Here is a 26867-nt window from a genome sequence, read left to right on the forward strand (position 1 = left end):
GCAGTTTCAATCAACAACTAAATTAAAACTTGTTTGATTTAAGCTTAAATCATAGCATTTTCAGACAACTTTTCAAGTTTATCAAGTCTAAATTATCTTGGCAGGTCTATTTTACTGTAAAAAAAAAGCCAAAGTAAAATAATTTACCTGGCTTAATTATTATAATTATATTTGCAATAACTATAATTCATATTTAAAAATTATAGATTTGTTCTGATCTTGAATGACTTTTTGCTACGACCATTACGTTTATTGTCATGTTCGCGACGCTTGCCACCCTTGTCATCATGATGTCCTCCATCACGACGGTCGCTGTTACGGCGTCTGCCATTGCCACTGCCACCACGGTGATCTCCACCACCACGATGTCCGTTGAACTTACCACGACGACCATGACCTGAACGACTGTGACTTACCTTACGTGAAGGAAGTGGTCTTTCAGGAGCAATCTTAACAGGAACACTTTGAGCATCCTTGATTGATTCACTTAAGAAAATACGAGCGATATCTTCGGCAGAATAATCTGCTAACAATTCTTGAACAGCTGAATCGAAACGATCCAAGTGTTTGTCATGTTCCAAAGTATCTTTAATATCTTGCTTAACTGATTCCAATTGTCCTTTAAGAACTTCTTTGTCAGTAGGTTGAGCAAGTGGTTCCATACGTTTCTTAGTTAAGTTTTCAATTGTACGTAGGTAGCCCATTTCATTTGGTGTAACGAATGTTACAGAAACACCAGAATGTCCGGCACGACCTGTACGGCCAATACGGTGAACATAACTATCAGGATCTTGAGGAATATCATAGTTATAAACATGTGATACACCAGAAATATCCAATCCACGAGCAGCAACATCAGTTGCAACTAAGAAGTCCAACTTACCAGCTTTAAACTTACGTAAAACGCTAGTTCTCTTATCCTGTGATAAGTCACCATGAATACCTTCAGCATTATAACCACGAGCTTGTAAGCCACGTGTAAGTTCATCAACACGACGCTTTGTACGACCAAAGATCAAAGCTAACTCTGGAGCTTGAACATCGAATAAACGAGTCATCAAGTCAAACTTTTCAAATTCTCTAGCTTTAACAAAGTATTGATCGATCTTATCAGCAGTCAATTCTTTTGACTTGATCTTAACGATTTGAGGATCTGTCATAAACTTATCAGCAATTTTCATGATAGGTTTTGGCATTGTAGCTGAGAATAGCAATGTTTGATGTTTGTTTGGAACGTTTGAAAGGATACTTTCAATATCTTCAACGAATCCCATATCTAACATTTCATCAGCTTCATCAAGAACAACGGTATTAACGTTGCCAAGTTTCAAGGTGTGACGGTTGATGTGGTCAAGCATTCTTCCGGGAGTACCAACCACGATCTGAGGGTGATTCTTCAAGGCACGGATCTGTCTTCTAATATCTGATCCACCATAAACACTTTGAACCTTAACCTTCTTGTCACTACCTAAGCGGTAAAGTTCTTCCTGTGTTTGAATAGCTAATTCTCTAGTTGGAGAGATAATCAATGCTTGAATATTACTTGATTGAGTATCAACGGCATTTAAAATTGGTAAACCAAAGGCTGCCGTCTTTCCTGTACCAGTTTGAGCTTGGCCAATTACGTCGGCCCCACTCATAACTAGTGGAATAGTTTGAGCTTGGATGGGTGTTGTTTCTTCGAAACCGGCTTCATTAATAGCGCTCAGTAATCTGGGATCTAAATCTAATTCTTTAAATTTCACAAATGTCCTCCATTTTTTAAAACACGATAAATAACAATCTATCTACTCTACCATGTTTTATGAACAATCTCAATCGACAAGACTAAATTAGTTCATGTAAAACGTTTTCTAAGTGAATTCCATGGCTACCCTTTAATAAAATCGTGTCATTGGGCTGTAATTCTTCTTTTAATTTTGTAGTTAATTCTTCCAACTGATCCTTTTCGAACCAAAAAAGATCGTTTGTTTCATATTTAGCACTGAGTTTATTGCGTAAATACTTCATATAGTCACCAACAAGATAAACTTTGGCAAAATCTTCTTTATTAATATGGCTTGCTAAGGACTCATGGAGCGTTTCCGATGCCTGACCTAACTCTAGCATATCGCCTAAGACAATCAATTTACGACCTGTAGTCTTAATATCCTTCAAACTGTTAAGTACTTCGATAGCTGCAGTTGGATTAGAGTTATAAACATCACTCAAAATATCAGCACCATTTTGAGCTTTCATCCATTCAGTACGGTTGGCTGTCACAAATAAATCTTTCAATGCTTGTTGCATAGCTTCCGGCTTAATATGAGACATTTTACCTACTAGCATTGCAGCCAAAGCATTATTAACATTGTATTCACCCATCATTGGGATTTCGAAATCTAGTTCGGGCCACAAATTAGTTTTAAAACTAGTGGTCGTTTTACCAGGATTAATTTCCGTTGCATACAAGTCATTATTATCATGATTACCAAAAGTTGCTTGTCTTTGACTAACTTTTTTAGCACGCTCCAACAGTAGTGGTTCATCCCCATTGTAAACAAAGGTTCCATCTTCGTTAAGATGATCGACGATTTCCATTTTTGCATCAGCAATTTTAGCTCTAGTACCAAAAAATTCAATGTGCGCTTCACCAATCATTGTAATAACGGAAATATCAGGGTTAGCAATATCGCTCAAATGGTCAATTTGACCAGGACGATCCATTCCCATTTCGACAACTAAAACTTCAGTATTAGTTGGCATATTCAAAATTGTGTATGGCACACCAATTTCATTATTGAAGTTTTGTGGAGTTTTAGCAACATTATTGCTCGTACTTAAAATTTTGGCAATCATATCTTTAGTCGTTGTTTTACCGTTACTACCTGTCACAGCAACAACTTTAGGATTTACTTTCTTTAAATAATACTTAGCTAAATTTTCAAAAGCTTCTGAAACATTTTTTACAACAACGTAAGGTACTTCGTCGTTAGGAACTTCGTGATCACTTTGCCAAATAGTCGCACTGATACCATTCTTAATTGCACTATTAATAAACTCATGTCCATCACGTTCCCCCTGCAATGGAAAAAATAAATCACCAGTTTTAGCTTTACGACTGTCGAAACAAACCCCTGTTATTTCAACATCTTCAACGTTGTCACTTTCAATTTTTAATGCAGAGTAAACTTCCCTTAACTTCATCTTCATAGAAAAACTTCCTTAATTTGAAAAAATAATTTTATAAGATATAAACAAAAAAAGAGTATACTAAGATACTTAGAAAGGATTTGATGTATATGACATCTAATACAAGTGATACTCCCGAACCGAATAATTATTGGAAAAAGAATCTAATAGTTTTATGGTTTAGTACTTTTGTATCAGGTATTGGCTTTAGTATGATTACACCTTTTATGCCATTATACATTAACCAGTTAGGTAATTTCACAAAAAGTCAACTTGTGATCTGGAATGGTATTGCCTTCTCATCGACCTTTTTGGTCATGGCGATCATTTCTCCTATTTGGGGTAAGATTGCTGACCGTCGAGGTCGGAAATTAATGCTGATCCGGGCTTCACTTGGTATGGCGATTGTTATTTTCCTACAGGCCTTCGTAACTGCACCTTGGCAATTAGTTGTTTTAAGACTCCTTCAAGGTGTCTTTTCTGGATTTGTTAGTAACTCCAATACGTTAATTGCTTCAACAGCTCCTAGATCTGAAAGTGGAAAAGCCTTGGGTACCTTAAACACCGGTGTTATCTCCGGTACTTTATTAGGTCCACTGGTCGGCGGTGTAATTGCACAATATTTTGGTTATCGAATTCCCTTTATGATAACCGGCTCTCTACTTTTCATTGCTTTCATCTTGGTTACTATCTTCATCAAAGAAGATTTCAAACCAATTCCCAAAGGTGAAGAGGAATCAACTAAGGAAATTTTCCACAAGTTGAAAAATCCTAATCTCATTTTGGCAATGTTTGTCACAACCATGATCATTCAGACCTCTAACAACTCAATCAATCCGATCATCAGTTTGTACGTTAAACAATTGATGCACAATTCTAGTCAGGTCACGTTGGTTGCCGGAGTCGTTGCAGCGATGCCAGGTATTGCTAATATTATTGCGGCACCTAGATTTGGTGCTTTGGGTGATAAGATTGGAACGGGGAAAATTTTAGTTGGCGGATTAATCTTTGCCATCTTGGTTTACATTCCACAAGCCTTCGTCACTAATGTTTGGCAGCTAGCTGCTTTGAGATTCTTAGTTGGCGTTTCCGATGCCTGCTTGGTCCCTCAAGTTCAGACAATCCTAGCCAAATACACTGATCCAAAATACACTGGTAGAATCTTCGGATATAATCAGTCATTCCAATCAGTTGGTAATGTCTGTGGACCACTTCTAGGTTCTTATATCACCAGTGCTTTAAGTTATTCCGCTGTCTTTATCAGTACTAGTGGTTTAGCTTTGATCAACTTTATCTGGGTTTATACACATTTGAAATCAAAGAAAAGCAAAGTCAAAATATAAAGCTTTGCAAAAAAAATAAGCCATCCATTCGGATGACTTTTTTTACTTGTTTGACAAGCCATATTTCTTGTTGAAACGGTCGATACGTCCATCTGCTTGAGCAAACTTTTGTTTACCAGTGTAGAAAGGATGTGAATCTGATGAGATTTCAACACGAATTAATGGATATTCGTTACCTTCGTAATCAGTTGTTTCTTTTGATTCAACAGTTGAACCAGCTAAGAATTTCTTACCTGTTGATGAGTCCATAAATACAACTTGATGGTAATCTGGGTGAATTCCTTGTTTCATTCTATGTCGCTCCTTTGCCATAAATCTTTTACAGAAATATAGATTAAATTACTAACAGTGTCTAATAATATCATGAGTTACACAATTATTCAATACCATTCTAATAATGTAAGTAAACCTTAGCACTAGAAACTGAATCAATTAGATCTTGATCGTGATCGATTAACAACATCGTTGGATGTTGTTTTTTTATTGCCTCGATAATTTGTTGACGTGTAATTACGTCTAAATAATTCAACGGTTCGTCCCAGAAATAGAGATTAGCCTTTTCTGATAAACTGACTGCTAGTGCGACTTTTCGACGTTGTCCCTGACTCATTTGTTCAATCGGTTGTTCAAAAAGATAACGTTCAAAACCTAATTTACGTAAATTAGAAAAAATCAATTCTGGTTCGATTTGTTTTTGTTCCGCTAACTGTCTGATAGTGCCTTGCAACTCATTGTCTTGACGTAGATAAGAAATTTTTAACCCTTTAACCAATTGAATATCTCCGCTTTGTTCAAAAAAATGAGACAATCCTAAAATACTTTTGACCATTGAACTTTTTCCAATTCCATTGGGTCCCATAAGTGAAACGACTTGATTCACTTCTATTTTAAAATCAACTTTAGGAACCACTATCGCACTCTTTTTCAAGGATAAACCAACTACCTGTAGAAGAACCTTAGGGTACTTTAATTCTTGATAATTAAATTTTAATGGACTTTCAATCTCAATATTCTTCAATAAAGACTGCTTCTCACTTACCGATTTATCAATTCGTTTCAGGACATGTTGGGCCTTCTTCATCATCTTTCTGGCAGTACTATCAGGATTGACTTCCGATTCCAATGCCCAATTTCTTCGTTCGTTAGCTGTGACCTTTAAACGATTAATATCTTTTTGCAACTGCCTCTTTTGAGATAATTCTCGTTCATCCTGATAATTCTTTTGCCGTTGCCAAGTATCGAAGTTTCCTTTATAAATCGAAATTTCGTTTCGATCAATTGATATTACATGATTAATCACTGGATTTAAAAAACTTTTATCATGACTTATAACTATAAATCCCTTTTTACCTTTTAAGTAATTAGCTACTGTTTTTCATCCTTCAACATCTAAGTGATTCGTCGGTTCATCAAGCAATTGAAAACCTGATTCATCGAGAAACAGAATAGCCAACAACACTTTAGTTTGTTCACCCGGACTTAAATTAGAAAATTTTCGTTGCAAAATATCGGCGTTCAGTTGCAACTTTTCTAATTCAATTTCAATTTTCCAAAGATCGTAATCTTCTAAATGTGCTAAATTCTTAACAACTTCAACGGTTGGCACATTTTTATCAACAACCGTCTGTGGATAATAATAAAAGTTCAGATTAGAAATTATTTCCCCTGAAAAGTTTAATTGCCCCATTATCATCTTTAATAAAGTTGTCTTACCTCGGCCATTACGTCCTATCAGACCCAATTTCCACGACTCATCTATTTTCAAATTGATTTTGCTGAAAAGATCTGTTGCCATTTGGTCATATCTAAAACTAGCATCTTTTATTTGTATTGTTCCCATAAGAAAAATACCCCCGATGTAGTCAAAGGCTTACTTGGACTACATAAATTTATATGATGTATTAAAGAATTTTTTCTCAACTTTAAAACTCCCTTTCGTTTCCACATAATTATTTATGTAGTTCAATCTTTTTACTAGATACCGCATCAATTAAATCCTGATCATGATCAATTAACAACATCGTTGGATGTTGTTTTTTTATTGCCTCGATAATTTGTTGACGAGTAATTACGTCTAAATAATTTAACGGTTCGTCCCAGAAATAAAGATTAGCCTTTTCTGATAAACTGACTGCTAGTGCGACTTTTCGACGTTGTCCCTGACTCATTTGTTCAATCGGTTGTTCAAAAAGATAACGTTCAAAACCTAATTTACGTAAATTAGAAAAAATCAATTCTGGTTCGATTTGTTTTTGTTCCGCTAACTGCCTGATAGTGCCTTGCAACTCATTGTCTTGACGTAAATAAGAAATTTTTAAATTATTGGCAACATGGATCTGTCCAGCCTGTTCAAAAGGCTGTGACAAACCTAGAATTTGTTTAAAGATAGTTGTCTTACCAATTCCGTTAGGTCCAATCAAGGATACTACTTGATTTCGTTTCACTTTGAAATCAACTGTTGGTGTCACAATATTCTCATGTTGTAATGTTAAATTTTCTACCTGTACAAATACGTCAGGATGCGATAATTTTTCGTAATTTAGTTCGATAGGGGCTTCTATTTCGATATTTTTCAATAAAGTTTTCTTCTCATCGATAGCCGAATTAACTCGACGTTCAGCCGTTTTGGCCTTTTTCATCATCTTAGCTGCCTTAGTCCCAATGAAGCCTTTATCCAAATGCACTTTTTCAGTGTAATGCTTTCTATTCTTATGCGATTCAGTTTGTCTGGACCAGTTCTCACGTTTAACCGCTGTTTCATGAAGTCGATTAATATCTTTCTTTAACTGCTCCTTTTCAGCCAACTCTGACTGATCTTGACGTTCTTTTTGTTCTTGCCAAGTATCAAAATTTCCTTTGTACACTACTACGTCACTACGATCAATTGAAATAACATGGTCAATTACTGGATTCAAGAAGCTCTTATCATGACTAATCACAATAAAGCCTTTTTTACTCTTGAGATATTCTGAAACAATCTTTCTACCTTCAATATCTAAGTGATTAGTTGGTTCATCAATTAATTGAAATCCTGATTCATCAATAAACAAGATTGCCAACAATACTTTGGTCCGTTCACCTGGACTCAAGGTTGAAAACTCTTGCCGCAAAACGTCTACGTCAACTTGCAACTTTTCTAATTCAATTTCGATTTTCCAAAGATCATAATCTTCTAAATGTGCTAAATTCTTAACTACTTCAACGGTTGGCACATTTTTATCAACAACCGTCTGTGGATAATAATAAAAATTCAAATTGGAAAGGATTTGGCCTTGATACTGTAACTGTCCTAACAACATCTTCATCAAAGTTGTTTTTCCACGACCATTACGTCCGATTAAACCTAATTTCCAGCTCTCATCAATCTTTAAATTTAAAGCATTGAATAAATTATCCACCATTTGATCATATTTAAAACTGACATTTTCTATTTGAATTGTTCCCATAAAACAACACCCCACTTAAGGTGCGGGTCAGATCGACTTGGTTTGCTCATTCTTTTCGACAAAAAAGAGAACGCTAAACAGCGTTCCCTAATTGTTTTTGGGAAGCACTGTTGAGAATTTAAGCCGAGCCAAACTACACACCATATATTTCTATACTTGTATAATTTTGAACTCTAGCTTATTTTCTCAACGGCGCACTTCCTCTCTTGTATTAAACTATCACTAAATCTACCAATTTAAATCCTTAAAGTCAAGACTAAACTAAATCATCTTCGCCAATCAGCTTAACATCAGCATTTAAACAATGTAATTTCCAAACGACTTGATCATAACCACGCAGAATATTTTCAGCATGATCAATCACTGTTTGACCATCAGCCAACAAACCGGCAATCATCAAGCAAGCGCCAGCTCTGATTTCATCGGCACTAACATTAGCACCCTTCAATTGAGCTCCACCATGAACAAAAATCAAATCATTTTCGCTTGTGATATTAGCACCCATCTTAGTCAATTGAGAAATATGTTTTACTCGCTTGGGATAGATAGTATCAACAATCATTGCTTCACCACTGGCTTTCATCAGTAATGGCGTAATTGGTTGTTGCAAATCTGTAGCAAAACCAGGATATGGCATTGTCTTGATGTTAACAGCCTTTAAGTTGGGAGATGGCTTCACGTAAATGCTGTCTTCTCCAACTTCAAGGTTCACACCCATTTCATCTAATTTAGCTAAAAAGGCATCCAAATGTTCACTGATGATATTCTTTACCAAAATATCGCCACCATTAGCTGCAGCTAAACTAAGATAGGTTCCTGCTTCAATACGATCTGGGATAATAGTATGAGCATTATTTGAACGTAAGGTATCAACACCTTCGATACGAATTGTTTCGGTACCTACGCCACGGATAGTTGCTCCCATATTGTTCAAAAACGTTGCTAGGTCAATGATTTCAGGTTCCTTGGCAGCATTTTCAATTATAGTTGTTCCTTTAGCTTTAACAGCAGCCAGAATCACATTAATTGTTGCACCAACTGAAACCATATCTAAAAAGATTTTTGCTCCTTTAAGACCTTCTTCAGGAGCTGTAATAATGATTTGCCCGTGTCTGTTCTCAACGTGTGCACCTAGTGCTTCAAATCCTTTAATATGTTGATCAATTGGACGTGGTCCGATGTCATCCCCACCTGGGAAACCAACAACAGCTTTACCAAAACGGCCTAGCATTGCTCCCATAAAGTAATATGAAGCTCGCAAACTACTAACTTTTCCACTAGGCAATTCAGCAAATTGGATATTAGTTGGATCAATTTTTAATACATCATTATTCATTTCAGAAGTAACGTTCATATCTTTTAAAATTGAACGCAAATTTTTTACATCTCTAATTTGTGGTACTGAATCTAACACTACAGGTGTATTAGACAAAATAGCAGCTGGAATCAAGGCTACAGTACTATTCTTAGCCCCGCCAATTGTTACTTCACCTGATAATTTCTTTCCACCGTTGATTACAAGTTTTTGCATAAGCTTTTTCCTAACTATATTTGACTACTTCAAGAGAAGACTACATGTTGTCTTCTTCAAGGCCTGAAGCTGCACCGATAAAGCCTTTGAATAGGCCTTCTGGCTTAGTAGGTCTTGACAAGAATTCTGGATGGTATTGAGCAGCAATGAAGAACTTGTTTTCAGGAATTTCGATAACTTCAACCAAGTGGTTATCTGGTGAAACACCTGAGAATACTAGTCCAAGATCTTCAAATTGTTTACGATATTCATTGTTAAATTCATATCTGTGACGATGTCTTTCTTGGATAACTGATTGATTGCCATAAGCAGCAGCTGTCTTTGAACCTGGTTTTAATTTACATGGGTAAGCACCTAAACGTAATGTACCACCACGGTCTTCAACATCTTTCTTATCTGCCATAATGTCGATGATCTTGTTTGCTGCATCTGGATCAACTTCACCTGTTGTAGCATCTTTGATACCAGCAACATCTCTAGCAAATTCAATACTTGCCATTTGCATACCTAAACATAGTCCAAGATATGGAACATCATTTTCACGAGCATACTTAATAGCAGCAATCATACCTTCAAGGCCACGACTACCAAAACCACCTGGTACTAGAATACCATCAGAATCTTTAAGATAATCGGCAACATTGTCATCATTGATAAGGTCAGCTGAAATCTTTTCAATCTCTATCTCTGTATTATAAACATATCCAGCTGAACGAAGTGCTTCAGTAACGGAAATGTAAGCATCTTGTAATTTAGTATATTTACCAACTAGAGTGATCTTTGTCTTATGTTTCAAGTTGTTAACACGGTCAACCAACTTATGCCAATCTGTCATATCAGCTGGTTTTGTATCTAAGTGCAAGTAACGACATACAATGTCATCAAAGTTTTGTGCTTGTAGATTCAATGGAACGTCATACAATGACTTAGCATCACGTGATTCGATAACTGCTTCAGAATCAACATCACAGAATGATGCAATCTTGTCTTTCATACTTTGTGGCATTGGAAGTTCAGTTCTAACAACCAAGATATTAGGTTGGATACCGATACCACGTAATTCTTTAACACTGTGTTGTGTTGGTTTTGTCTTCATTTCGCCAGCTGCCTTCAAGTAAGGTACTAGTGATGTATGAATATAAACAACATTTTCTGAGCCAACTTCGGCCTTCATTTGACGCAATGCTTCTAGGTATGGTTGTGATTCAATATCACCAACAGTACCACCAACTTCAGTAATAATAACATCTGAATCTGTTGTAGTTGCAGCACGCATGATTTTTTGTTTGATCATATCTGTAATATGTGGAATAACTTGAACAGTTGCACCGTTATAATCACCACGACGTTCGCGACGAATAACTTCTGAATAGATCTTACCTGTAGTAACATTTGAATACTTGTTCAAATCGTTGTCGATAAATCTTTCATAGTGTCCAAGATCAAGGTCAGTTTCTGTACCATCGTTTGTAACAAAAACTTCACCGTGTTGATATGGACTCATTGTTCCTGGGTCCACGTTAATGTATGGATCAAATTTTTGCATTGTTACCTTAAGTCCGCGATTTTTTAGCAATCTACCAAGGGATGCGGCAACGATTCCCTTACCTAATGATGAAACGACTCCACCTGTAATAAAAATGTATTTAGTCATAACTTCCTCCACATATTAATTCTAGGGATTTCTTAACTCACAAAAATAAAAAAGTTCCCCATTCAGCATGAACAGGGAACTTAAAGTTGTCTATCTAATAGAGCCCGAACTATATAATACCGTGATATGTTCGAGTCGTCAAACTTTTAATTCAAAAAGTTAAACTTAATTTTCTTTATCATCGTCGTCGTCATCATCTTCATCATCATCGTCGTCGTTAAGATCAATGTCTTCATCGTCATCATCGTCCGCGTCAAATTCAGATAATTGACCTTCGATACCGTCGTCTAATCCTTCATCATGAGGATCATCGTCGTCATCATCAACTGATGTCAAATCTGAGTTAGTAAATTTAGATAGGTCAGGACCATTGTCTGAACCATCGCTATCGTCATCGTCGTCCATCTCATTAACATCTAAATCACTATCATCTTCATAGTCGACAACATCGTCATCTTCATCATCGTCACTCAAGAAGGCATTAACCTTTTGGGCGGCTTTATGAGCATTTTCTGTACCATTATCCTCAGGATGATTTACTTCCTCATCAACTGAATCATATGGATACCACTTACGTAAGCCCCATACATTCTCACCTAATGAAAGAAAACTACCATCGTTATTTAAATCTGTGTAAAATTGTGGAAGTGATCTCTTGATGTCCTCATCCGACTTGCCTAAGTAGTCTTGTATTTCATTAACGATATCAGAAAAGTTCATAACTTTCTTGTTATTCTCGTTAAGAATCTCGTATGCAACCTCAATCAATGAGAGTTCGTCTTTATTTTGATCCTTGAATTTATCAAACTTCAAACGTGTACACGTCCTTTCGCAGCGTCTTACTTATAATCATATCTACCTATACGCCAAAAATCAATCTAAACTTATAATTACCTATTACATTATTGTCGTAAATCAAATCATAATCAATGTTTATTTTTCCTGAAAGTGGTTTACTTACGATTTCGACTTTTGAATCTTTGGTAAATGTATCTAGTGGTAGAACACCATATTCCGTTTCCAATTGTCCATTATTATGCTTCTGATGTGTAAAATATAAAAGTGAAGACAAATTAGTCGATTTGGCAACACGTTTAATATGGATTTCACCGTCGCCACCAACCTTTACTAAGATGGATGCATTCGCACCATTCTCTAGACTTTCATTAAATCTTAGATAAATTGATTTACCCATTTGAGTGAACTTACCTGGCTCAGCAATCTTCGTTTTCGTCAAATTACCTGATTGCAAAGTCTCAATACTCAAATTCACATTTATATCAATACTATTATTTTCCAATCCTTACCGCCTCTACATGATAAAATTATATTAATTAATTAAAAGAAGTGATTAAGTGAACAATACTATTATATTATACGACCAAAAAATAAGCTCTAGCAAAGATCTGCTTGTTCCTTTTTCAGATACTGGGGCTATTTTAAAATTTGTTTCCGAAAATAATCAACCCGTAATCCATTTTTGGGTTACACCGCCAACTGTTATATTAGGTATGCAAGACAAGCGTCTCAATAATTTACAAGCTGGCTTAGAAATGTTATCAGAAAAAAATTATCTTTTCTACCTTCGCAATTCAGGTGGACTCGGTGTAGTTACCGATGCTGGTATTCTTAACTTCTCCATTTTTTTACCAGACAAGGATAATTTATTGATCGATGATGCCTATGAAAAAATGTTCACTGTCCTCAAAGAAAGCTTTTCTCTCAAAATCAAAACTGGTGAGATCAGCACCTCCTATTGTCCAGGAACATACGACCTCAGCATTGATCAGAAAAAATTTGCCGGTATCTCCCAACGAAGAGCGGGAAATGCTGTAGCTATTATGGCCTACATCAGTGTCAACGGACAACAAAAAGACCGCAGTCAATTGATGAAAGACTTTTACGAAATTAGTAATTATCCTCCAAAAAGTGGTTATCCGCAAATAGATATTCACTCGATGGAAAATCTTGATACTTTATTAGGCCACAATCTCTCAATTGAGCAAGCTAAGCAAAAGATTTTAGCTACCATAGCGAAGCAATATACTATTAGTAAAGAGGAATTTTTCATTATTCAGAATTCTTTACCATATCAAGAAGCCTACAATGCAACTTTAAAAGATTTAATCAAACGTAATCAACAAATATTGGGGGAAAAATAATGCCATATCATATCGAAATGTTACCACGTGAAAAAGTTTTCCGCGATCCAATTCACAATTATATTCACGTTCAACACAAAGTCATTTTAGATCTAATCAATACTAAGGAATTTCAAAGACTCCGTCGGGTTAAACAACTTGGCACAGCTTCATTCACTTTCCACGGTGCAGAACATTCTCGTTTCGGCCACTGCATCGGTGTTTATGAGATAACCCGTCAAATCTGTGATAATTTTCAAAGAAATTATTCTACAAAGACTCCTGGAGATGGACTTTGGGATGACAATGAACGAATTGTAGCCTTATGTGCTGCTCTTTTACATGACGTCGGACACGGCCCTTATTCACACACCTTTGAACATATCTTCGATACTGACCATGAAATGTGGACTAGAAAGATCATCACATCACCAGAAACTGAAATCAATCACGTTTTGAAGCAAGTTTCCGATGACTTCCCTGAAAAAGTCGCTAGTGTCATTTCTCATACTTATCCCAATCCCCAAGTTGTACAGATGATCTCTAGCCAAATTGACGCTGACCGTATGGATTATCTATTACGTGATGCTTATTTCACAGGTACCAAATATGGAATGTTCGATTTAACTAGAATTTTACGAGTGATGCGCCCTTATAAAGACGGGATTGCTTTTGACTACGATGGTATGCACGCTGTCGAAGATTATGTACTAAGTCGTTTCCAAATGTATCAACAAGTTTATTTCCATCCCGTTTCTCGTGGTATGGAAGTTGTCCTAACTAAGTTGCTGCAAAGAGCCAAAGACCTATACGAACATAACCACATGAACGGTTTTGAAATGCCTAGTCTCCTGATTCCTTTCTTCGAAAACAAAGTTAACATTGATGACTACTTACTTTTGGATGATGGCATTCTCAATACCTACTTTACTCTTTGGCAAAGTTATCCTGATGAAATTCTCAAGGATTTGTCTTACCGCTTCCTAGCACGTAACCCCTTTAAATCGGCCAAGTACGATAAAAAGACTAAACATTTGTTGCCAGAAATTGCTGACATCGTTGAAAGTGTCGGCTTCCAAAAGAAGTATTACACTGATACTAACACTAGCTACGATTTACCTTATGATGTTTACAACCCCAACTCTAACAAGAGTCGGACTCAGATTGAAATCATGCAAAATGATGGTTCATTAATTGAATTATCCACTATAAGTCGTTTAGTCAAAGCTTTGACCGGTAAAATTTCTGGAGACGAGCGTTTCTACTTCCCTAAATCAATGCTTTTGGAACATTCTGATGACATTTTTAGTAACGAATACGACGAATTTCAAAAACATATTTACAACGATACGATCATCTAATTCGTGGTTCTTTCATATTTTTGAAATTTTAATTAAAATAAATGTATTAATTTTCTATTTCACTCGTGCAATTCTTATTCAGTGAGATTATGATTATTTTGAATTCAATAATCAGCATCTATCGATTGGAGGGCAACATGAAAGAATTTTCAAATAACACAAGAACTAAGAATCTACAAGATATGCAAACCAACCAACTAGATTTACTTGTTATCGGCGGTGGTATTACCGGTAGCGGTATTGCTTTAGACGCTCAAAGTCGGCACATTCAAACTGGCTTAGTTGAAATGTGTGACTTTGCTTCTGGAACTTCAAGTCGTTCTACCAAACTAGTTCACGGTGGTTTAAGATACTTAAAACAAGCAGCTATCAAAGAAGTTCACGAAGTTGGTAGTGAGCGGGCCATTGTTTACAATAATGCTCCTCAAATCACTACCCCATTGAAGATGATGTTACCTTTCTATGACGGTGGAACCTTTGGTCCATTTACGACTGCCATCGGATTAGATGTTTACGATCGATTAGCTGAAGTAAAGTACTCTGAACGTAAATATATGTTAAAACCACGCGACACTATGGAGCGCGAACCTTACTTGAAATCAGAAAACCTTAAGGGTGCTGGCGTTTACGTTGAATATAGAACTGATGACGCTCGTCTAACTTTGGAGGTTTTGAAAAAAGCTAACGACCTAGGTGCCAAAATTGCTAACTATATTAAAGTCACCGGTCTACTTTATAATGATGACAAACGTGTTTGCGGCGTTACTTATGAAGATCAAATCAATGGCGAAATTGGTGAGATACACGCTAAAAAGGTTGTTAACGCCTGTGGACCGTGGGTTGATGAAATCCGACAAATGGATGATTCTAATAAGGGTAAACATCTCCATTTAACTAAGGGAGTTCATTTAGTCATTGATCATGACAAATTTCCAATTTCTAATTCAATCTATTTTGACACTCCATTCCATGACAATCGTATGATGTTTGCTATTCCCCGTGAAGGTAAAACTTATATCGGTACCACTGATACCACTTGGACCGAAGATCCAAAAGAACCTAATATCACAGCTACCGATGTGACCTATATCTTAACCGCAGCAAATCAAATGTTCGATTTACCTCAATACCTAACACCTGATGATGTAGAGGCTGGTTGGTCTGGTGTCAGACCACTAATTCAGGAAGAAGGTAAATCTCCTTCCGAAATATCTCGTAAAGATGAAATTTTCCAATCTGACAGTGACCTATTATCAATCGCTGGTGGCAAATTAACTGGTTATCGTAAAATGGCTGAGAAAATTGTCGATCGAGTAGCTCAACAACTATCAGCTGAAACTAATTACGAATTCCAACCCGCACAGACCAAAGATTTAACGCTTGGTGGTGGCGATGTTGGTGGCGAAGAACATTGGATGGATTTCTTCGATAAAGCCGTTCACGAAGGAATCACTAACCACAATCTGACACGTGATGAAGCCGAAAAGCTAGTTCAACGTTATGGTTCCAATGTTGATACTATTTATCAATTATTGCCAGAAACCAAAACTAAAGCTCGTCTACCTAGAATTGATTGGGCCATGTTAAGATACGGCCTAGAACATGAAATGGTAGAACATCCAATTGACTATCTCTTACGTCGTAGTAGCCAAATGCTTTTCGATATCAAACACATGCGCTCTATCAAGACACCAGTCATTGAGTGCATGGCTAAATATTACGATTGGGATGATAACACCAAACAGACAATGACTGACGAAGTTGATACTAAGCTAGCCTTAACTGATTTAAGAGATATCAAGAAAAAGTATGCACAGTATATTAACAAATAAACTGAATTATTCTTACTATGGTTAGTTTAAAATTCCGTCTTCCACAAAAGTTGAAAATCTAAAACAGTATCTATTTAGAGACGTAACTACGCTCACTCTAAGTAGATACTGTTATTTTTATTTTAAAAATTTAGAAAAGAAATAATAAATAGAATTGCCTACTAGTCCACAGCGTTCCACCAGTATTTTCAACTTTTGCGGAGGACGGCATATTTCCCCCAGTAAAATAATAATCTCAATTAAAATTTCACTAAATATTTATGTCACCTCTTTTATTTTTTTGAAAATATAGTAGAGTGAGTCTTGTACTTTGAAAAAGGTAAAATCAATGAAGGAGATTTGGCGAAAATGTTTAAGGAATTCCAAGAGTTTATTTCCCGTGGTAGTGTTGTTGACTTAGCCGTCGGTGTTATCGTTGGTGCTGCTTTCAACAGTTTGGTATCAGCGCTAACTACCTACATTTTAAATCCGCTAATCGGTCTCATTATTGGGCAAATTGATTTATCAGACATGAAGTTCCAAGTTTTAGGTGCAAATTTTCTAATCGGTGACTTCATCAATGCTATAATCAATTTCTTGATCATTATGTTCGTTGTTTTCGTAATTGTTAAAATGATGAATAAAATGCGTCGTGACGGTTCACGTAGTAAGTTTGATAAAAATGGTGATGAAATTCCTGATCCACAAACTGAATACTTACAACAAATTCGTGACCTATTGAGATATCAACAAAGAAATAACAACAATAACAATCGATACTAAAAAATAATCCGTACTAACTGCATTGGGACTATTCCCACAAACAGTTAATACGGATTTTTTTGTTTCAAATTTTTAATGCAAAGGTGTAACAACTTTCAAATCTAGAGCTTGCAAAAATCCACTTGGTCCATCAACTACCATCGGAATTACATTAACGCTTGGTGCTGCACTAGTTACATAACTTTCATCTAGGGGCATCATTCCATTGATGCTGATATCCAATGACTTTGGCATCCCTTCGATATGAATTTCATTATCAATAGCAGGTGTTTTAACAACATCATCACAAATCTTGTGTACATAAATCAAACTTACCTTAGCTTCACCATTGACCATGCCACTCATTGTAAACTTGTGTCCATAAATAGTACCTTTCTTAACCGTTCCAAAGGTTGGATGCAAATCTTGTGGAGCTGTATACCACTCATGATCAACTTTTACATCGTCAAACTTAATTCCTAGGCGCTCCCCCATCTCATAAACACCTGAGATGTAGTATGAAGCAATTCCTAATTTAAGTTTATCTTGTGGAAACTTGTCTGGATCCATACCATAGCCAAAAACTTTGACCCAACTTGAATAATTGTGTTGATCATCTTCACCTGATTGAACGGTTATTTTATCAACATGTCCCATTAGGCCCGCCAAAACTGTTGGAATATATGATGCATAGGCTCCTGGCAATAATCCGGTTGGTAAATATGAAACACCATTTTCTTTAGCAGTATCATCGATCATCTTATACAAATCTGGAGTTGTTACTTGTGAATAATAGATTGGTAAAGTTGTGACAACATTCTTTTTAGACTTTAATACTCGGCAAATATCAAGTGCACTAGGAGTAAAGCCGCCCTTTTCGTCACGAACTAACGGTGTATAATCCAAAACGACATCCGCATCTAACTTCAATGCATCTTCAATATTATTAGTTACAGTAACACCGGTTTTAGGGAAATTAAATATTTCACCAGAATCACGACCGATTTTTTTAGGATCAACATCAACAGCAGCAACTAGTTTTAATGATTGTTTTTCTTGAATCATTCTGATAGCTGCTCGGCCAACATTTCCAAGGCCCCAAACGATAACTTTATATTGTTTCATCCTATCACCTCAAAAGGTTCTAATGACCTTCTTCTATTGCTCATATTATCACGTACTAAAAAGAGTTAATACCAATAACCCATGAAAAAAAGAGCCACTTTCTGAGAAGTGACTCTTTTTATTTGAAGCTTATTTTTTGTTCTTAAAACGTGTATTGAACAATGGACTGACAGGTTCATTTTCATGGACACGTTGAATTGCTTCACCGATAAGTGGTCCAACTGAAACTTGAACCATTTTGTCGATAATTTTTTCTTTAGGAAAATTGATTGAATCAGTAACAACTAAAGTCTTGATTGGTGATGCTTCAATTCTTTCGATAGCAGGACCTGAAAGGATTGGGTGTGTACAACATGCATAAACTTCAGTAGCACCAGCATCAATAAGTGCTTGAGATGCTAGAGAAATTGTACCAGCAGTATCAATCATATCATCAATAATGATGGCACGTTTGCCCTTAACATTACCAATAATATTCATAACTTCGGCAACATTGGCACGAGGTCTACGTTTATCGATAATAGCAATTGGTGTCTTCAAGAATTCAGCTAGTTTTCTGGCACGAGTTACACCACCATGATCAGGTGAAACAACAACAGCGCCCTCTTCTAGATGGTTTGTTAGGAAGTAATCAGCTAACAATGGAGCACCCATCAAATGGTCAACTGGAATATCGAAGAATCCTTGAATTTGTGCAGCATGAAGGTCAAGTGCAAGTACACGATCTACACCGGCACGTTCCAACATGTTAGCAACTAATTTAGCAGTAATAGGTTCACGTGAACGTGACTTACGATCTTGTCTAGCATAACCATAATAAGGAATCACAACATTGATAACACTAGCTGAAGCACGTCTTAAAGCATCAACCATGATCAATAATTCCATCAAATTATCGTTAACTGGTGCTGAAGTTGATTGAATCAAGAAGACTTCTGATCCACGAATACTTTCTTCAATATTAATTTGGATTTCACCATCACTGAAACGTGTAACTGATGACTTTCCAAGTGGTACTCCTACAACCTTAGCAATTTTTTCTGCTAAAGGTTTGTTAGAGTTCAATGCAAAAATCTTCATTGGTTGTTCATTATTTTGACATGACATTAATTATTCACCCTTATTTCCAATCTTCACTTTTTGATAGTGGTAATCTTTCCCAGAAATCTTCTTTGTTAGTTTGTCTTTCACGTGCAATAGCCATTGCATGCTTAGGAATGTCGTTAGTAATAGTTGAACCAGCGGCAATAAATGAATGATCAGCCATTTCTACTGGGGCAATAATATTTGAATTGCTACCAATAAATGAATGGTCACCGATATTACTGTGCCACTTCTTAACACCATCGTAGTTAACAAAAACCACTCCACAACCAACATTGATATCAGTTCCAAGAGTTGCATCACCGACATATGTCAAATGACCAACTTTAGTTCTGTCACCAATTTTAGCATTTTTAACTTCACAGAAATTACCAATATGGACATCACGGCCAATTTCAGCCTTTGGTCTTAGATGTGAGTTAGGCCCAACGTTGCTACCCTTATGCATAATGGCACTCTCAATTGTTGAACTAATAACTTCAACGTTATCTTGAATCTCAGAATCAGAAATTCTTGAGCCAGAACCAATAACACATTCAGAGCCAATAGTTGTTTTACCAAAAATTTTTACATTTGGTTCGATAACTGTATCGTTACCAATTTCAACATCAATATCAATATATGTATTATCAGGATCAACGATTGTAACGCCATCACGCATATGTGCTTCGTTGATTCTTCTTTGCATAATCTTTTCAGCTTGTGACAAAGCAACACGATCATTAACACCTAATGATTCGCTCAAATCAGCCATTTCAAAAGCTGAAACTTTCTTGCCTTGTTCTTTAAGTAATGAAATTACATCAGGTAAATAATATTCGCCTTGGGCATTATCATTATTAACTTTGTGTAAGTTTTCAAATAATAACTTATTGTCAAAGCACAATACACCAGTATTAATTTCTTGTATTTCTTGTTCACTTCTTGAAGCATCTTTTTGTTCAACAATTTTTTCAACGTTGCCACCATTATCACGGACGATACGGCCGTAACCAAATGGATTATCAGCATGCGCTGTCAAAATTGTAACGGCTGCTTCTTCTTTTTCATGATAATCTAACAATTTTTCAAAAGTATCAGCAGTGAATAATGGTGTATCACCATTAACAATGAGCGTTATACCCTCTTTGTTACCTAAATCTTTTTCAGCTTGCATTACAGCATTTGCTGTTCCCAATTGTTCCTCTTGCAAAGCATAGTTAGTTCTATCACCAAGTAGATCTCTAACTTTATCAGCACCATTTCCAATAACAGTTTCAATCAAGTCAGGTTCGATCTTTTCAACTTGCGTCAAAACATGATCGACCATTGCTCTACCAGCAACAGGATGCAATACTTTGTATAGTCTCGACTTCATTCTTGTACCTTTACCGGCAGCAAGAATTATTACATAACGATTCGACATCAGAAACTCCCTTCAGTCATTCAAATATCCTTATATATAATAGCATTATTATATATAACTGCTCAATCAAGAATTTATTCAAAATAACTGAAATCGGTATTTGTTAAATAATTTCCCGGTTCCACATTCAAAACTCGATTCTTGGTATCAATTTTTGTTACTTTGAAAATTGACGTTACGTCAGAATCACCAAATTGACTATTAATATTGATATTTTCAGCAAAGACCGTTGCACCAACAAAAATAGCATTGAATTCGGAGATCAGACTGCGCAAACCATTGATGGTTCCGCCGCCTTTCATGAAGTCATCAACAACTAATACACGTGATCCTTCTTCTAAACTGCGCTTGGACAATTCCATTTTTTCAACACGATCAGATGAACCTGATGCATAGTTGACACTAATAGTTGATCCTTCAGTGATTTTCGAGTCACGACGAACAATCACAAATGGAATATTCAAGAAATTAGCCACGCTTTGGGCAATTGGTATACCCTTAGTAGCCACCGTCATAACGACATCAATTGAGCTTTGTGAATATTGAGTGGCAATCATACGACCAACATTTCTCAATAATTCAGGGTCAGCCAATAAATCAGTCAAGTACAAATACCCACCAGGTAAAATACGGTTGGGTTCAACTAACTTTTTAGACGTTTCCTCAACAAATTCGGTTGCTTCTTTCTTAGAAATTCCGGGTGTAAAAATCACACCACCACCAGCACCAGGCAATGTTTCCAGAACACCGATCCCTCTGATCATAAATGTTCTTCTCAAAATACCCAAATCCTCAGATATTGACGACTTAGCTGATTCATAACGATCAGCAAAAAACGCCAATGAAATCAGCGTATGTGGTCGTTCAAGTAAATAGCGAGTCATATCAATTAAACGTTCGCTTCTTCGTGTTTTCATCTTTTTTTCTCCTAAAACGTATCTCACTACAAGATTATAAAGCAAAACAATGAACAATTCATGTTTTTTTGAATGTAACCAGTATCATTTTACAAACTTTATAATTTTTTGTATAAATTTTGAATGCTGTTTCCGTAACCAAGTTGATTGATATAGAATTCCGTGAACAACTGAAAAACAAAAAATAGGTCATGATAATCAACTTTGATTACCATAACCTATTTGCTTTATTGCTTGGAAAATAGACTCACTGTTCAATTATTCCAACTAACGGATTCTTATTATTCAGCCTCTGCCTCAGTGTCTGAGTCAGAATCAGTTTCAGCTACTTCTTCTTCATTGTCAAAATGAATATCGATTGATTTTGTTAATAGATCTGCATAACTGTATGAAACTCTTTCGAAAGAATTTTCATTTTGGTCCAAATCTACCACAAAAACTGAATGGAATGTTTCTGATAAAGTTCCGCGACGGCGGATTACTTTCTTACGACCTGCTTGTGCGACAATAGTCAAATTCTCACCTAAGTGTGAATCTAAACGACTCTTGATTGTCTTCAATGATGTTGGCATTATAATAATCACTCCTTAGGAGTGAAATTTTACCACGTTTTATTATTTTTTTCAAGAAAAACTTTCACTTGGCATAAAATTATTTCTTTGGCGCTGTCTTTCATAACAGATTTTCTATTCTATTTATCATGCAATTCTCTAAATATTTGAAACAAAAATAGCAACCCTATTCAGAGAACTCAACATCTACTTAACTGGATAAATATTGAATTCCAAATAGAAATCGCTATTTTTTTATAAATCATTTAATTTGAACAATAAGAAACACTATTTTGCAAACTCTATTGCCATTTGCTTGAATTGCTCGATTGAAACTTCTTCAGCACGGGCGTTTTCACCAATATTGCATTTTTCAAAGACTGCTTTGATCTTTGCTCTATTTTCATCAGTTCTTCCTTGCCAGTTCAACATATTGTTCATCAAACTCTTACGTTTATGCGCAAAAGCGGAACGAACTACTTTATTGAAGAACACTGGATCACTGATATCTACTTTTTCCTTTGGTAAACGATTCAAGACCGCAACGGCTGAATCTACCTTAGGACGTGGGATGAAAGAATTACGACCGACAATACGATCAATCTTTGCATCCATTTGTGTTTGCACTGCAATAGTTAAAGAACCATACTCACGATGCCCCGGATTGGCAGTGATTCTTTCAGCTACTTCTTTTTGCATCATCAAAACAAGTGATTGGAACGGATAATCACTATTAATCAAGTTCAACATAATTGGTGTGGTGATGTAATAAGGCAAATTAGCTACAACCTTGATTGTTTTACCAACCAAATCATGTTCTTTGACGAATTCATCTAAATCAACTTTCAAAATATCTTGATTAATAACTTCGATATTGTCGTAATACTGCAACGTATCAGCTAATACGGGAATCAAATTCTCATCAATTTCAAACGCATAAACTTTTTCAGCCACTTGTGCTAATTTTTCAGTCAAAGCACCGATACCAGGTCCAATTTCGATAGCAATCTCATCTGATTTTAAACCACTAGCATCCACAATTCCGTCTAAAACTTTTTCATTCGTTAAAAAATTTTGCCCCAAACTTTTTTTCGCACGTAACTTATACTTACGCATTATGTCATTAGTACGAATAGGGTCAGCGATACTTAATCTATTTTGTGTCATGAGTACTTCCTTTATCAAATTTTTCAACTACAGCGACTAAATCTTGTGGTGCAATTTGAAACATATTCAGACGATTCAAAAATTGTTTGGCATTAGTATAACCGATCTTCAACTCTGAACCAACGAATTCACGACGTAAATGTGAATCACTTTTTCCCACTAATCCAAGATCTACCATGTCATCATGGTCATAATCTTTAAAATCGTTATCGGTTCTAGTATAAACGGCTGATAAAGCCGCCTTGATATCTGCATCATTAGCATGCTCTATTCCTAAACTACCATCACTCTTTTTTGGAACTGCTTGAGCTCTTGGTAGGAAGGCCTGTTTAGCATCAGGAACAGCCTTTTGAATAATAGTTCGGAGACGATTTCCATTAAAATCGGGATCAGTGAAGACAATTACGCCACGCTTTTCTTGAGCAATCTTGATACGTTCGATTGTCTCTTGGTTAAGTGCCGAACCAGTTGTTTCAATCGTATCGATATCACCGAAACAATCTTTTAACCGATTAGTATCGGATTTACCTTCTACTACTATAATTTCTTTTATTTTTTTCATGTTTATAGATTATACACTTTATGAGCATTTTTGAAGGTATGTTCAGCAACTTCATCAGGTGAAATATCTTTATGTTTAGCAATCGCATCAACCACATATCTTGTATATGCCGGTTGATTAGAATGACCACGATATGGTTCAGGTGTTAAGTACGGTGCGTCAGTTTCCACTAGCAATCGATCTAGTGGTGTATTCTTAGCAGACTCGTGAACCTCAGGTGCGTTTTTAAATGAAACGACACCACTGTAAGAAATCCATAAACCAAGATCTAAGAAGCGATTAAGCCATTTAACATCCCCATTGAAACTGTGCATTATAATACCTGACTTAGACATATCATGATTCTTAAGGATTTCATACATATCATCAAAAGCATCGCGACAATGAATTGAAACTGGCATGTTATATTGTTTGGCTACATCCAATTGTTGAATCAAAACTTTTTGTTGAATCTTGGGATCTGGATCTTCCTCCCAATGATAATCCAAGCCAATTTCACCAATTCCTACAACTTCGGGTAATTTGATCTGATTGACCAATTGTTCTTCATTGTATTCTTTGGCAAATTCAGGATGCCAACCGACTACAGCGTGCAATGGTTGGTAATTCTGAGCTAGACGAATAGCCTCAATATTGAACTCTTCATTAGAACCAATAATAGCCATTTCAACAACGTCTAGTTCCTTGGCATTATCAATGAATTGTTGGGTCTTACCAGCAAAAGCTTCATCATTTAAATGTGTATGTGTATCAAAGATTTTCATTAGCCTAAAATAGCTCCATTTTTATGTGAATTATCCACGATAGCAAGTTTTACTTCGTCACCTTTTTCACTTGAAAGCAACATTCCGTTACTCCATTCGCCAACCATCTTACGAGGCTTCAAGTTAACAACAGCTAGAACTTTCTTACCAATCAATTCTTTATAGTTAGGATAGAATTTATGCATTCCCGAAAGAATTTGACGATCAACGCCTGATCCATCATCCAACTTGAATTGAAGTAATTTACTTGAATTCTTTACTGGCTTAACGTCAAGAATCTCGGTTACAACCATCTTAACTTTTTCAAAGTCATCAAATTCAATTTCCTTAGGAAAACCATCGTCTGCTGCTTCTTGTGCTTTAGCCTTAGCTTGAGCAGATTTACTCAACTTACCAGCACCATGCTTAGCTTGTTCTTCAGCCATCTTACCTTTGATATAGTTGACCTCTTCTTCAGCATCCAAACGTGGGAAAATTGGTTCTGGTTTAGCAGTAACGGTCTTACCAACTACTGTATCGCCAAAATCAAGTGACTTATCACTACTATAATCAAGACCCAATTGAGAAAACATCTTAACTGGGGCTTGTGTCATAACTGGACTGATTAGTAGCGCAATCAAACGTAATGCCTCAGCCAAGTGACCTAGAACTGCTTGTAGCTCAGCCTTCTTACTGTCATCTTTAGCAAGAACCCATGGTTGTGTCTCATCAATATACTTATTAGCACGACTGATGAATGACCAGACACTAGCTAAAGCATCAGGGAATTCAAACTTATCCATATGTTCTCTGTAAGCTGTCAAAGTATCAGCATATGACTTCTCAAGATCCTTATCAAGATCTGTCACAGCAGTAACTGAAACAACTTGACCATCGTCATACTTATTGATCATTGAAACAGTTCTGTTCAATAGATTTCCTAAGTCATTAGCTAAATCGTAATTAATCTTGTCGATATAATCTTCGGGAGTGAAGACACCATCACTACCAAATGGCATTGCACGCATTAAGTAGTAACGAAGTGAATCTAGTCCATATCTAGAAACTAACATCTCTGGATAGACAACATTTCCCTTAGATTTAGACATCTTACCGTCTTTCATTAATAACCAACCATGACCAAAGACTTGCTTAGGCAATTCAACACCTAAAGCCATCAAAATAATTGGCCAATAGATAGTATGGAAACGAACAATTTCCTTACCAACAAATTGAACATTAGCTGGCCAGTATCTCTTAAAGAGTGAATCGTCGTCGCTTTCATATCCAAGAGCAGTGATATAGTTCAAAAGTGCATCAACCCAAACATAAACAACATGTTCTGGATTACTTGGAACTTTAACACCCCAGTTGAAAGTTGTTCTAGAAATAGCTAAGTCTTCTAGACCTGGTTTGATAAAGTTATTGATCATTTCATTCTTACGAATTTCTGGTTCGATGAAGGTTGGGTTGTCTTTGTAATATTGCAATAGACGATCAGCATATTTGCTCATTTTGAAGAAATAACATGGTTCCTTAACAAGTTGAACCTCATGACCTGAAGGAGCTTTACCACCGATAACTTTACCATTCTCATCATGATAAACTTCAGCCATTTGTGATTCAGTGAAGTATTCTTCATCATCAACTGAATACCAACCTGCGTATTCGCCTAAATAAATATCCCCTTGTTTAATTAGGCGTTCAATAATTTTTTGAACAGCTTTAACGTGATAATCATCTGTTGTACGGATGAACTTGTCGTTAGAGATATCGAGCTTCTTCCAAAGCTCCTTGATTCCTTTAGCCATCATATCAACATATTCTTGTGGTTCCATATGCTTTTCTTCGGCTTTTTGTTCAATTTTGAGACCATGTTCGTCAGTTCCTGTTAGGAAGAAAACGTCATAGCCTTCATTACGTTTGTAACGAGCTAGAGTGTCCGCTGCAATCGTTGTATATGAGTTCCCAATTGTTAATTTTCCTGATGGATAATAAATGGGTGTTGTAATGTAAAAAGTTTTTCTTTCTTCAGTCAATATATTAACCTCCACCGCTTTCAAATTGATATTA

Annotated in this window: 24 protein-coding genes; 5 read left to right on the forward strand and 19 right to left on the reverse strand. The window is 36.2% G+C overall.

Annotated elements, in window-relative coordinates:
* Positions 1-200 precede the first annotated feature (200 nt).
* Positions 201-1745 carry a degradosome RNA helicase CshA gene (cshA, locus tag FC97_RS06470; RefSeq protein WP_054642425.1) on the reverse strand — a complete coding sequence of 515 codons (1545 nt, stop codon included), beginning with the start codon at positions 1743-1745 and terminating at the stop codon, positions 201-203.
* Positions 1746-1827: 82 nt separating this feature from the next.
* Positions 1828-3192, reverse strand: a complete 1365-nt coding sequence (locus FC97_RS06475; protein WP_054642424.1) for a UDP-N-acetylmuramoyl-tripeptide--D-alanyl-D-alanine ligase — start codon at positions 3190-3192, stop codon at positions 1828-1830.
* An 89-nt stretch (positions 3193-3281) separates the two neighbouring features.
* Here FC97_RS06475 and FC97_RS06480 point away from each other — a divergent pair, with 89 nt between their 5' ends.
* On the forward strand, positions 3282-4514 hold the full coding sequence (locus FC97_RS06480) for a multidrug efflux MFS transporter (RefSeq protein WP_082397504.1): 1233 nt from the start codon (positions 3282-3284) through the stop codon (positions 4512-4514).
* Between the two features lie 42 nt (positions 4515-4556).
* Here the strand turns inward: FC97_RS06480 and FC97_RS06485 are convergent, their stop codons facing one another.
* The 8 genes from FC97_RS06485 to FC97_RS06515 form a co-directional block, all read right to left on the reverse strand.
* The gene (locus tag FC97_RS06485; protein ID WP_025084384.1) at positions 4557-4805 is read right to left on the reverse strand and encodes a type B 50S ribosomal protein L31; all 249 of its coding nucleotides are present in this window, start codon (positions 4803-4805) and stop codon (positions 4557-4559) included.
* A 100-nt stretch (positions 4806-4905) separates the two neighbouring features.
* Positions 4906-5814, reverse strand: coding sequence for an ATP-binding cassette domain-containing protein (locus tag FC97_RS13665; RefSeq protein ID WP_225868698.1), 909 nt, complete (start codon positions 5812-5814; stop codon positions 4906-4908).
* Between the two features lie 75 nt (positions 5815-5889).
* On the reverse strand, positions 5890-6354 hold the full coding sequence (locus FC97_RS13670) for an ATP-binding cassette domain-containing protein (protein ID WP_225868697.1): 465 nt from the start codon (positions 6352-6354) through the stop codon (positions 5890-5892).
* Between the two features lie 109 nt (positions 6355-6463).
* A complete protein-coding gene (gene abc-f / locus FC97_RS06495) occupies positions 6464-7960 on the reverse strand; it encodes a ribosomal protection-like ABC-F family protein (RefSeq protein WP_054642422.1) in 1497 nt (498 codons plus the stop codon).
* Positions 7961-8216: 256 nt separating this feature from the next.
* Positions 8217-9491 (reverse strand): UDP-N-acetylglucosamine 1-carboxyvinyltransferase, encoded by a 1275-nt coding sequence (locus FC97_RS06500; RefSeq protein ID WP_054642421.1) that lies wholly within the window; start codon positions 9489-9491, stop codon positions 8217-8219.
* A gap of 40 nt (positions 9492-9531) precedes the next feature.
* Positions 9532-11145 carry a CTP synthase gene (locus tag FC97_RS06505; protein WP_054642420.1) on the reverse strand — a complete coding sequence of 538 codons (1614 nt, stop codon included), beginning with the start codon at positions 11143-11145 and terminating at the stop codon, positions 9532-9534.
* Positions 11146-11310: 165 nt separating this feature from the next.
* The gene (gene rpoE / locus FC97_RS06510) at positions 11311-11958 is read right to left on the reverse strand and encodes a DNA-directed RNA polymerase subunit delta (RefSeq protein WP_056967950.1); all 648 of its coding nucleotides are present in this window, start codon (positions 11956-11958) and stop codon (positions 11311-11313) included.
* Positions 11959-12004: 46 nt separating this feature from the next.
* Positions 12005-12445, reverse strand: coding sequence for a YwiB family protein (locus FC97_RS06515; protein ID WP_054642419.1), 441 nt, complete (start codon positions 12443-12445; stop codon positions 12005-12007).
* 55 nt (positions 12446-12500) lie between these two features.
* Here FC97_RS06515 and FC97_RS06520 point away from each other — a divergent pair, with 55 nt between their 5' ends.
* The 4 genes from FC97_RS06520 (at position 12501) to mscL (ending at position 17241) form a co-directional block, all read left to right on the forward strand.
* Complete coding sequence (locus FC97_RS06520; RefSeq protein WP_054642418.1) at positions 12501-13307, forward strand: lipoate--protein ligase family protein; 807 nt, start codon at positions 12501-12503, stop codon at positions 13305-13307.
* On the forward strand, positions 13307-14647 hold the full coding sequence (locus FC97_RS06525) for an HD domain-containing protein (protein ID WP_054642417.1): 1341 nt from the start codon (positions 13307-13309) through the stop codon (positions 14645-14647). Before FC97_RS06520 ends, FC97_RS06525 begins: the two co-directional genes overlap by 1 nt.
* Before the next feature lie 137 nt (positions 14648-14784).
* On the forward strand, positions 14785-16479 hold the full coding sequence (locus FC97_RS06530; protein WP_054642416.1) for a glycerol-3-phosphate dehydrogenase/oxidase: 1695 nt from the start codon (positions 14785-14787) through the stop codon (positions 16477-16479).
* Positions 16480-16827: 348 nt separating this feature from the next.
* The gene (mscL, locus tag FC97_RS06535) at positions 16828-17241 is read left to right on the forward strand and encodes a large conductance mechanosensitive channel protein MscL (RefSeq protein WP_054642568.1); all 414 of its coding nucleotides are present in this window, start codon (positions 16828-16830) and stop codon (positions 17239-17241) included.
* A gap of 72 nt (positions 17242-17313) precedes the next feature.
* Here the strand turns inward: mscL and FC97_RS06540 are convergent, their stop codons facing one another.
* The 9 genes from FC97_RS06540 to metG form a co-directional block, all read right to left on the reverse strand.
* Positions 17314-18345: a hypothetical protein gene (locus tag FC97_RS06540; protein WP_054642415.1), complete on the reverse strand. Its 1032-nt coding sequence runs from the start codon at positions 18343-18345 to the stop codon at positions 17314-17316.
* 129 nt (positions 18346-18474) lie between these two features.
* Positions 18475-19452, reverse strand: coding sequence for a ribose-phosphate diphosphokinase (locus tag FC97_RS06545; protein WP_056967952.1), 978 nt, complete (start codon positions 19450-19452; stop codon positions 18475-18477).
* A gap of 13 nt (positions 19453-19465) precedes the next feature.
* A complete protein-coding gene (glmU, locus tag FC97_RS06550; RefSeq protein WP_054642414.1) occupies positions 19466-20854 on the reverse strand; it encodes a bifunctional UDP-N-acetylglucosamine diphosphorylase/glucosamine-1-phosphate N-acetyltransferase GlmU in 1389 nt (462 codons plus the stop codon).
* A 74-nt stretch (positions 20855-20928) separates the two neighbouring features.
* On the reverse strand, positions 20929-21771 hold the full coding sequence (gene purR / locus FC97_RS06555) for a pur operon repressor (RefSeq protein ID WP_025084372.1): 843 nt from the start codon (positions 21769-21771) through the stop codon (positions 20929-20931).
* Positions 21772-22052: 281 nt separating this feature from the next.
* A complete protein-coding gene (locus FC97_RS06560; protein WP_025084371.1) occupies positions 22053-22343 on the reverse strand; it encodes a Veg family protein in 291 nt (96 codons plus the stop codon).
* 267 nt (positions 22344-22610) lie between these two features.
* Positions 22611-23489, reverse strand: coding sequence for a 16S rRNA (adenine(1518)-N(6)/adenine(1519)-N(6))-dimethyltransferase RsmA (rsmA, locus tag FC97_RS06565; protein WP_054642413.1), 879 nt, complete (start codon positions 23487-23489; stop codon positions 22611-22613).
* Entirely contained in the window at positions 23476-24051 is a 576-nt protein-coding gene (gene rnmV / locus FC97_RS06570; protein WP_054642412.1) for a ribonuclease M5, read from the reverse strand. The genes rsmA and rnmV overlap by 14 nt, the downstream gene beginning before the upstream one ends.
* A gap of 2 nt (positions 24052-24053) precedes the next feature.
* Positions 24054-24815: a TatD family hydrolase gene (locus FC97_RS06575; protein ID WP_054642411.1), complete on the reverse strand. Its 762-nt coding sequence runs from the start codon at positions 24813-24815 to the stop codon at positions 24054-24056.
* Positions 24815-26833 (reverse strand): methionine--tRNA ligase, encoded by a 2019-nt coding sequence (gene metG / locus FC97_RS06580; protein WP_054642410.1) that lies wholly within the window; start codon positions 26831-26833, stop codon positions 24815-24817. The genes FC97_RS06575 and metG overlap by 1 nt, the downstream gene beginning before the upstream one ends.
* Between the last annotated feature and the right edge of the window lie 34 nt (positions 26834-26867).

This window comes from Companilactobacillus kimchii DSM 13961 = JCM 10707 (assembly GCF_001435445.1).
In the GTDB taxonomy this organism is placed as follows: Bacteria; Bacillota; Bacilli; order Lactobacillales; family Lactobacillaceae; genus Companilactobacillus; species Companilactobacillus kimchii.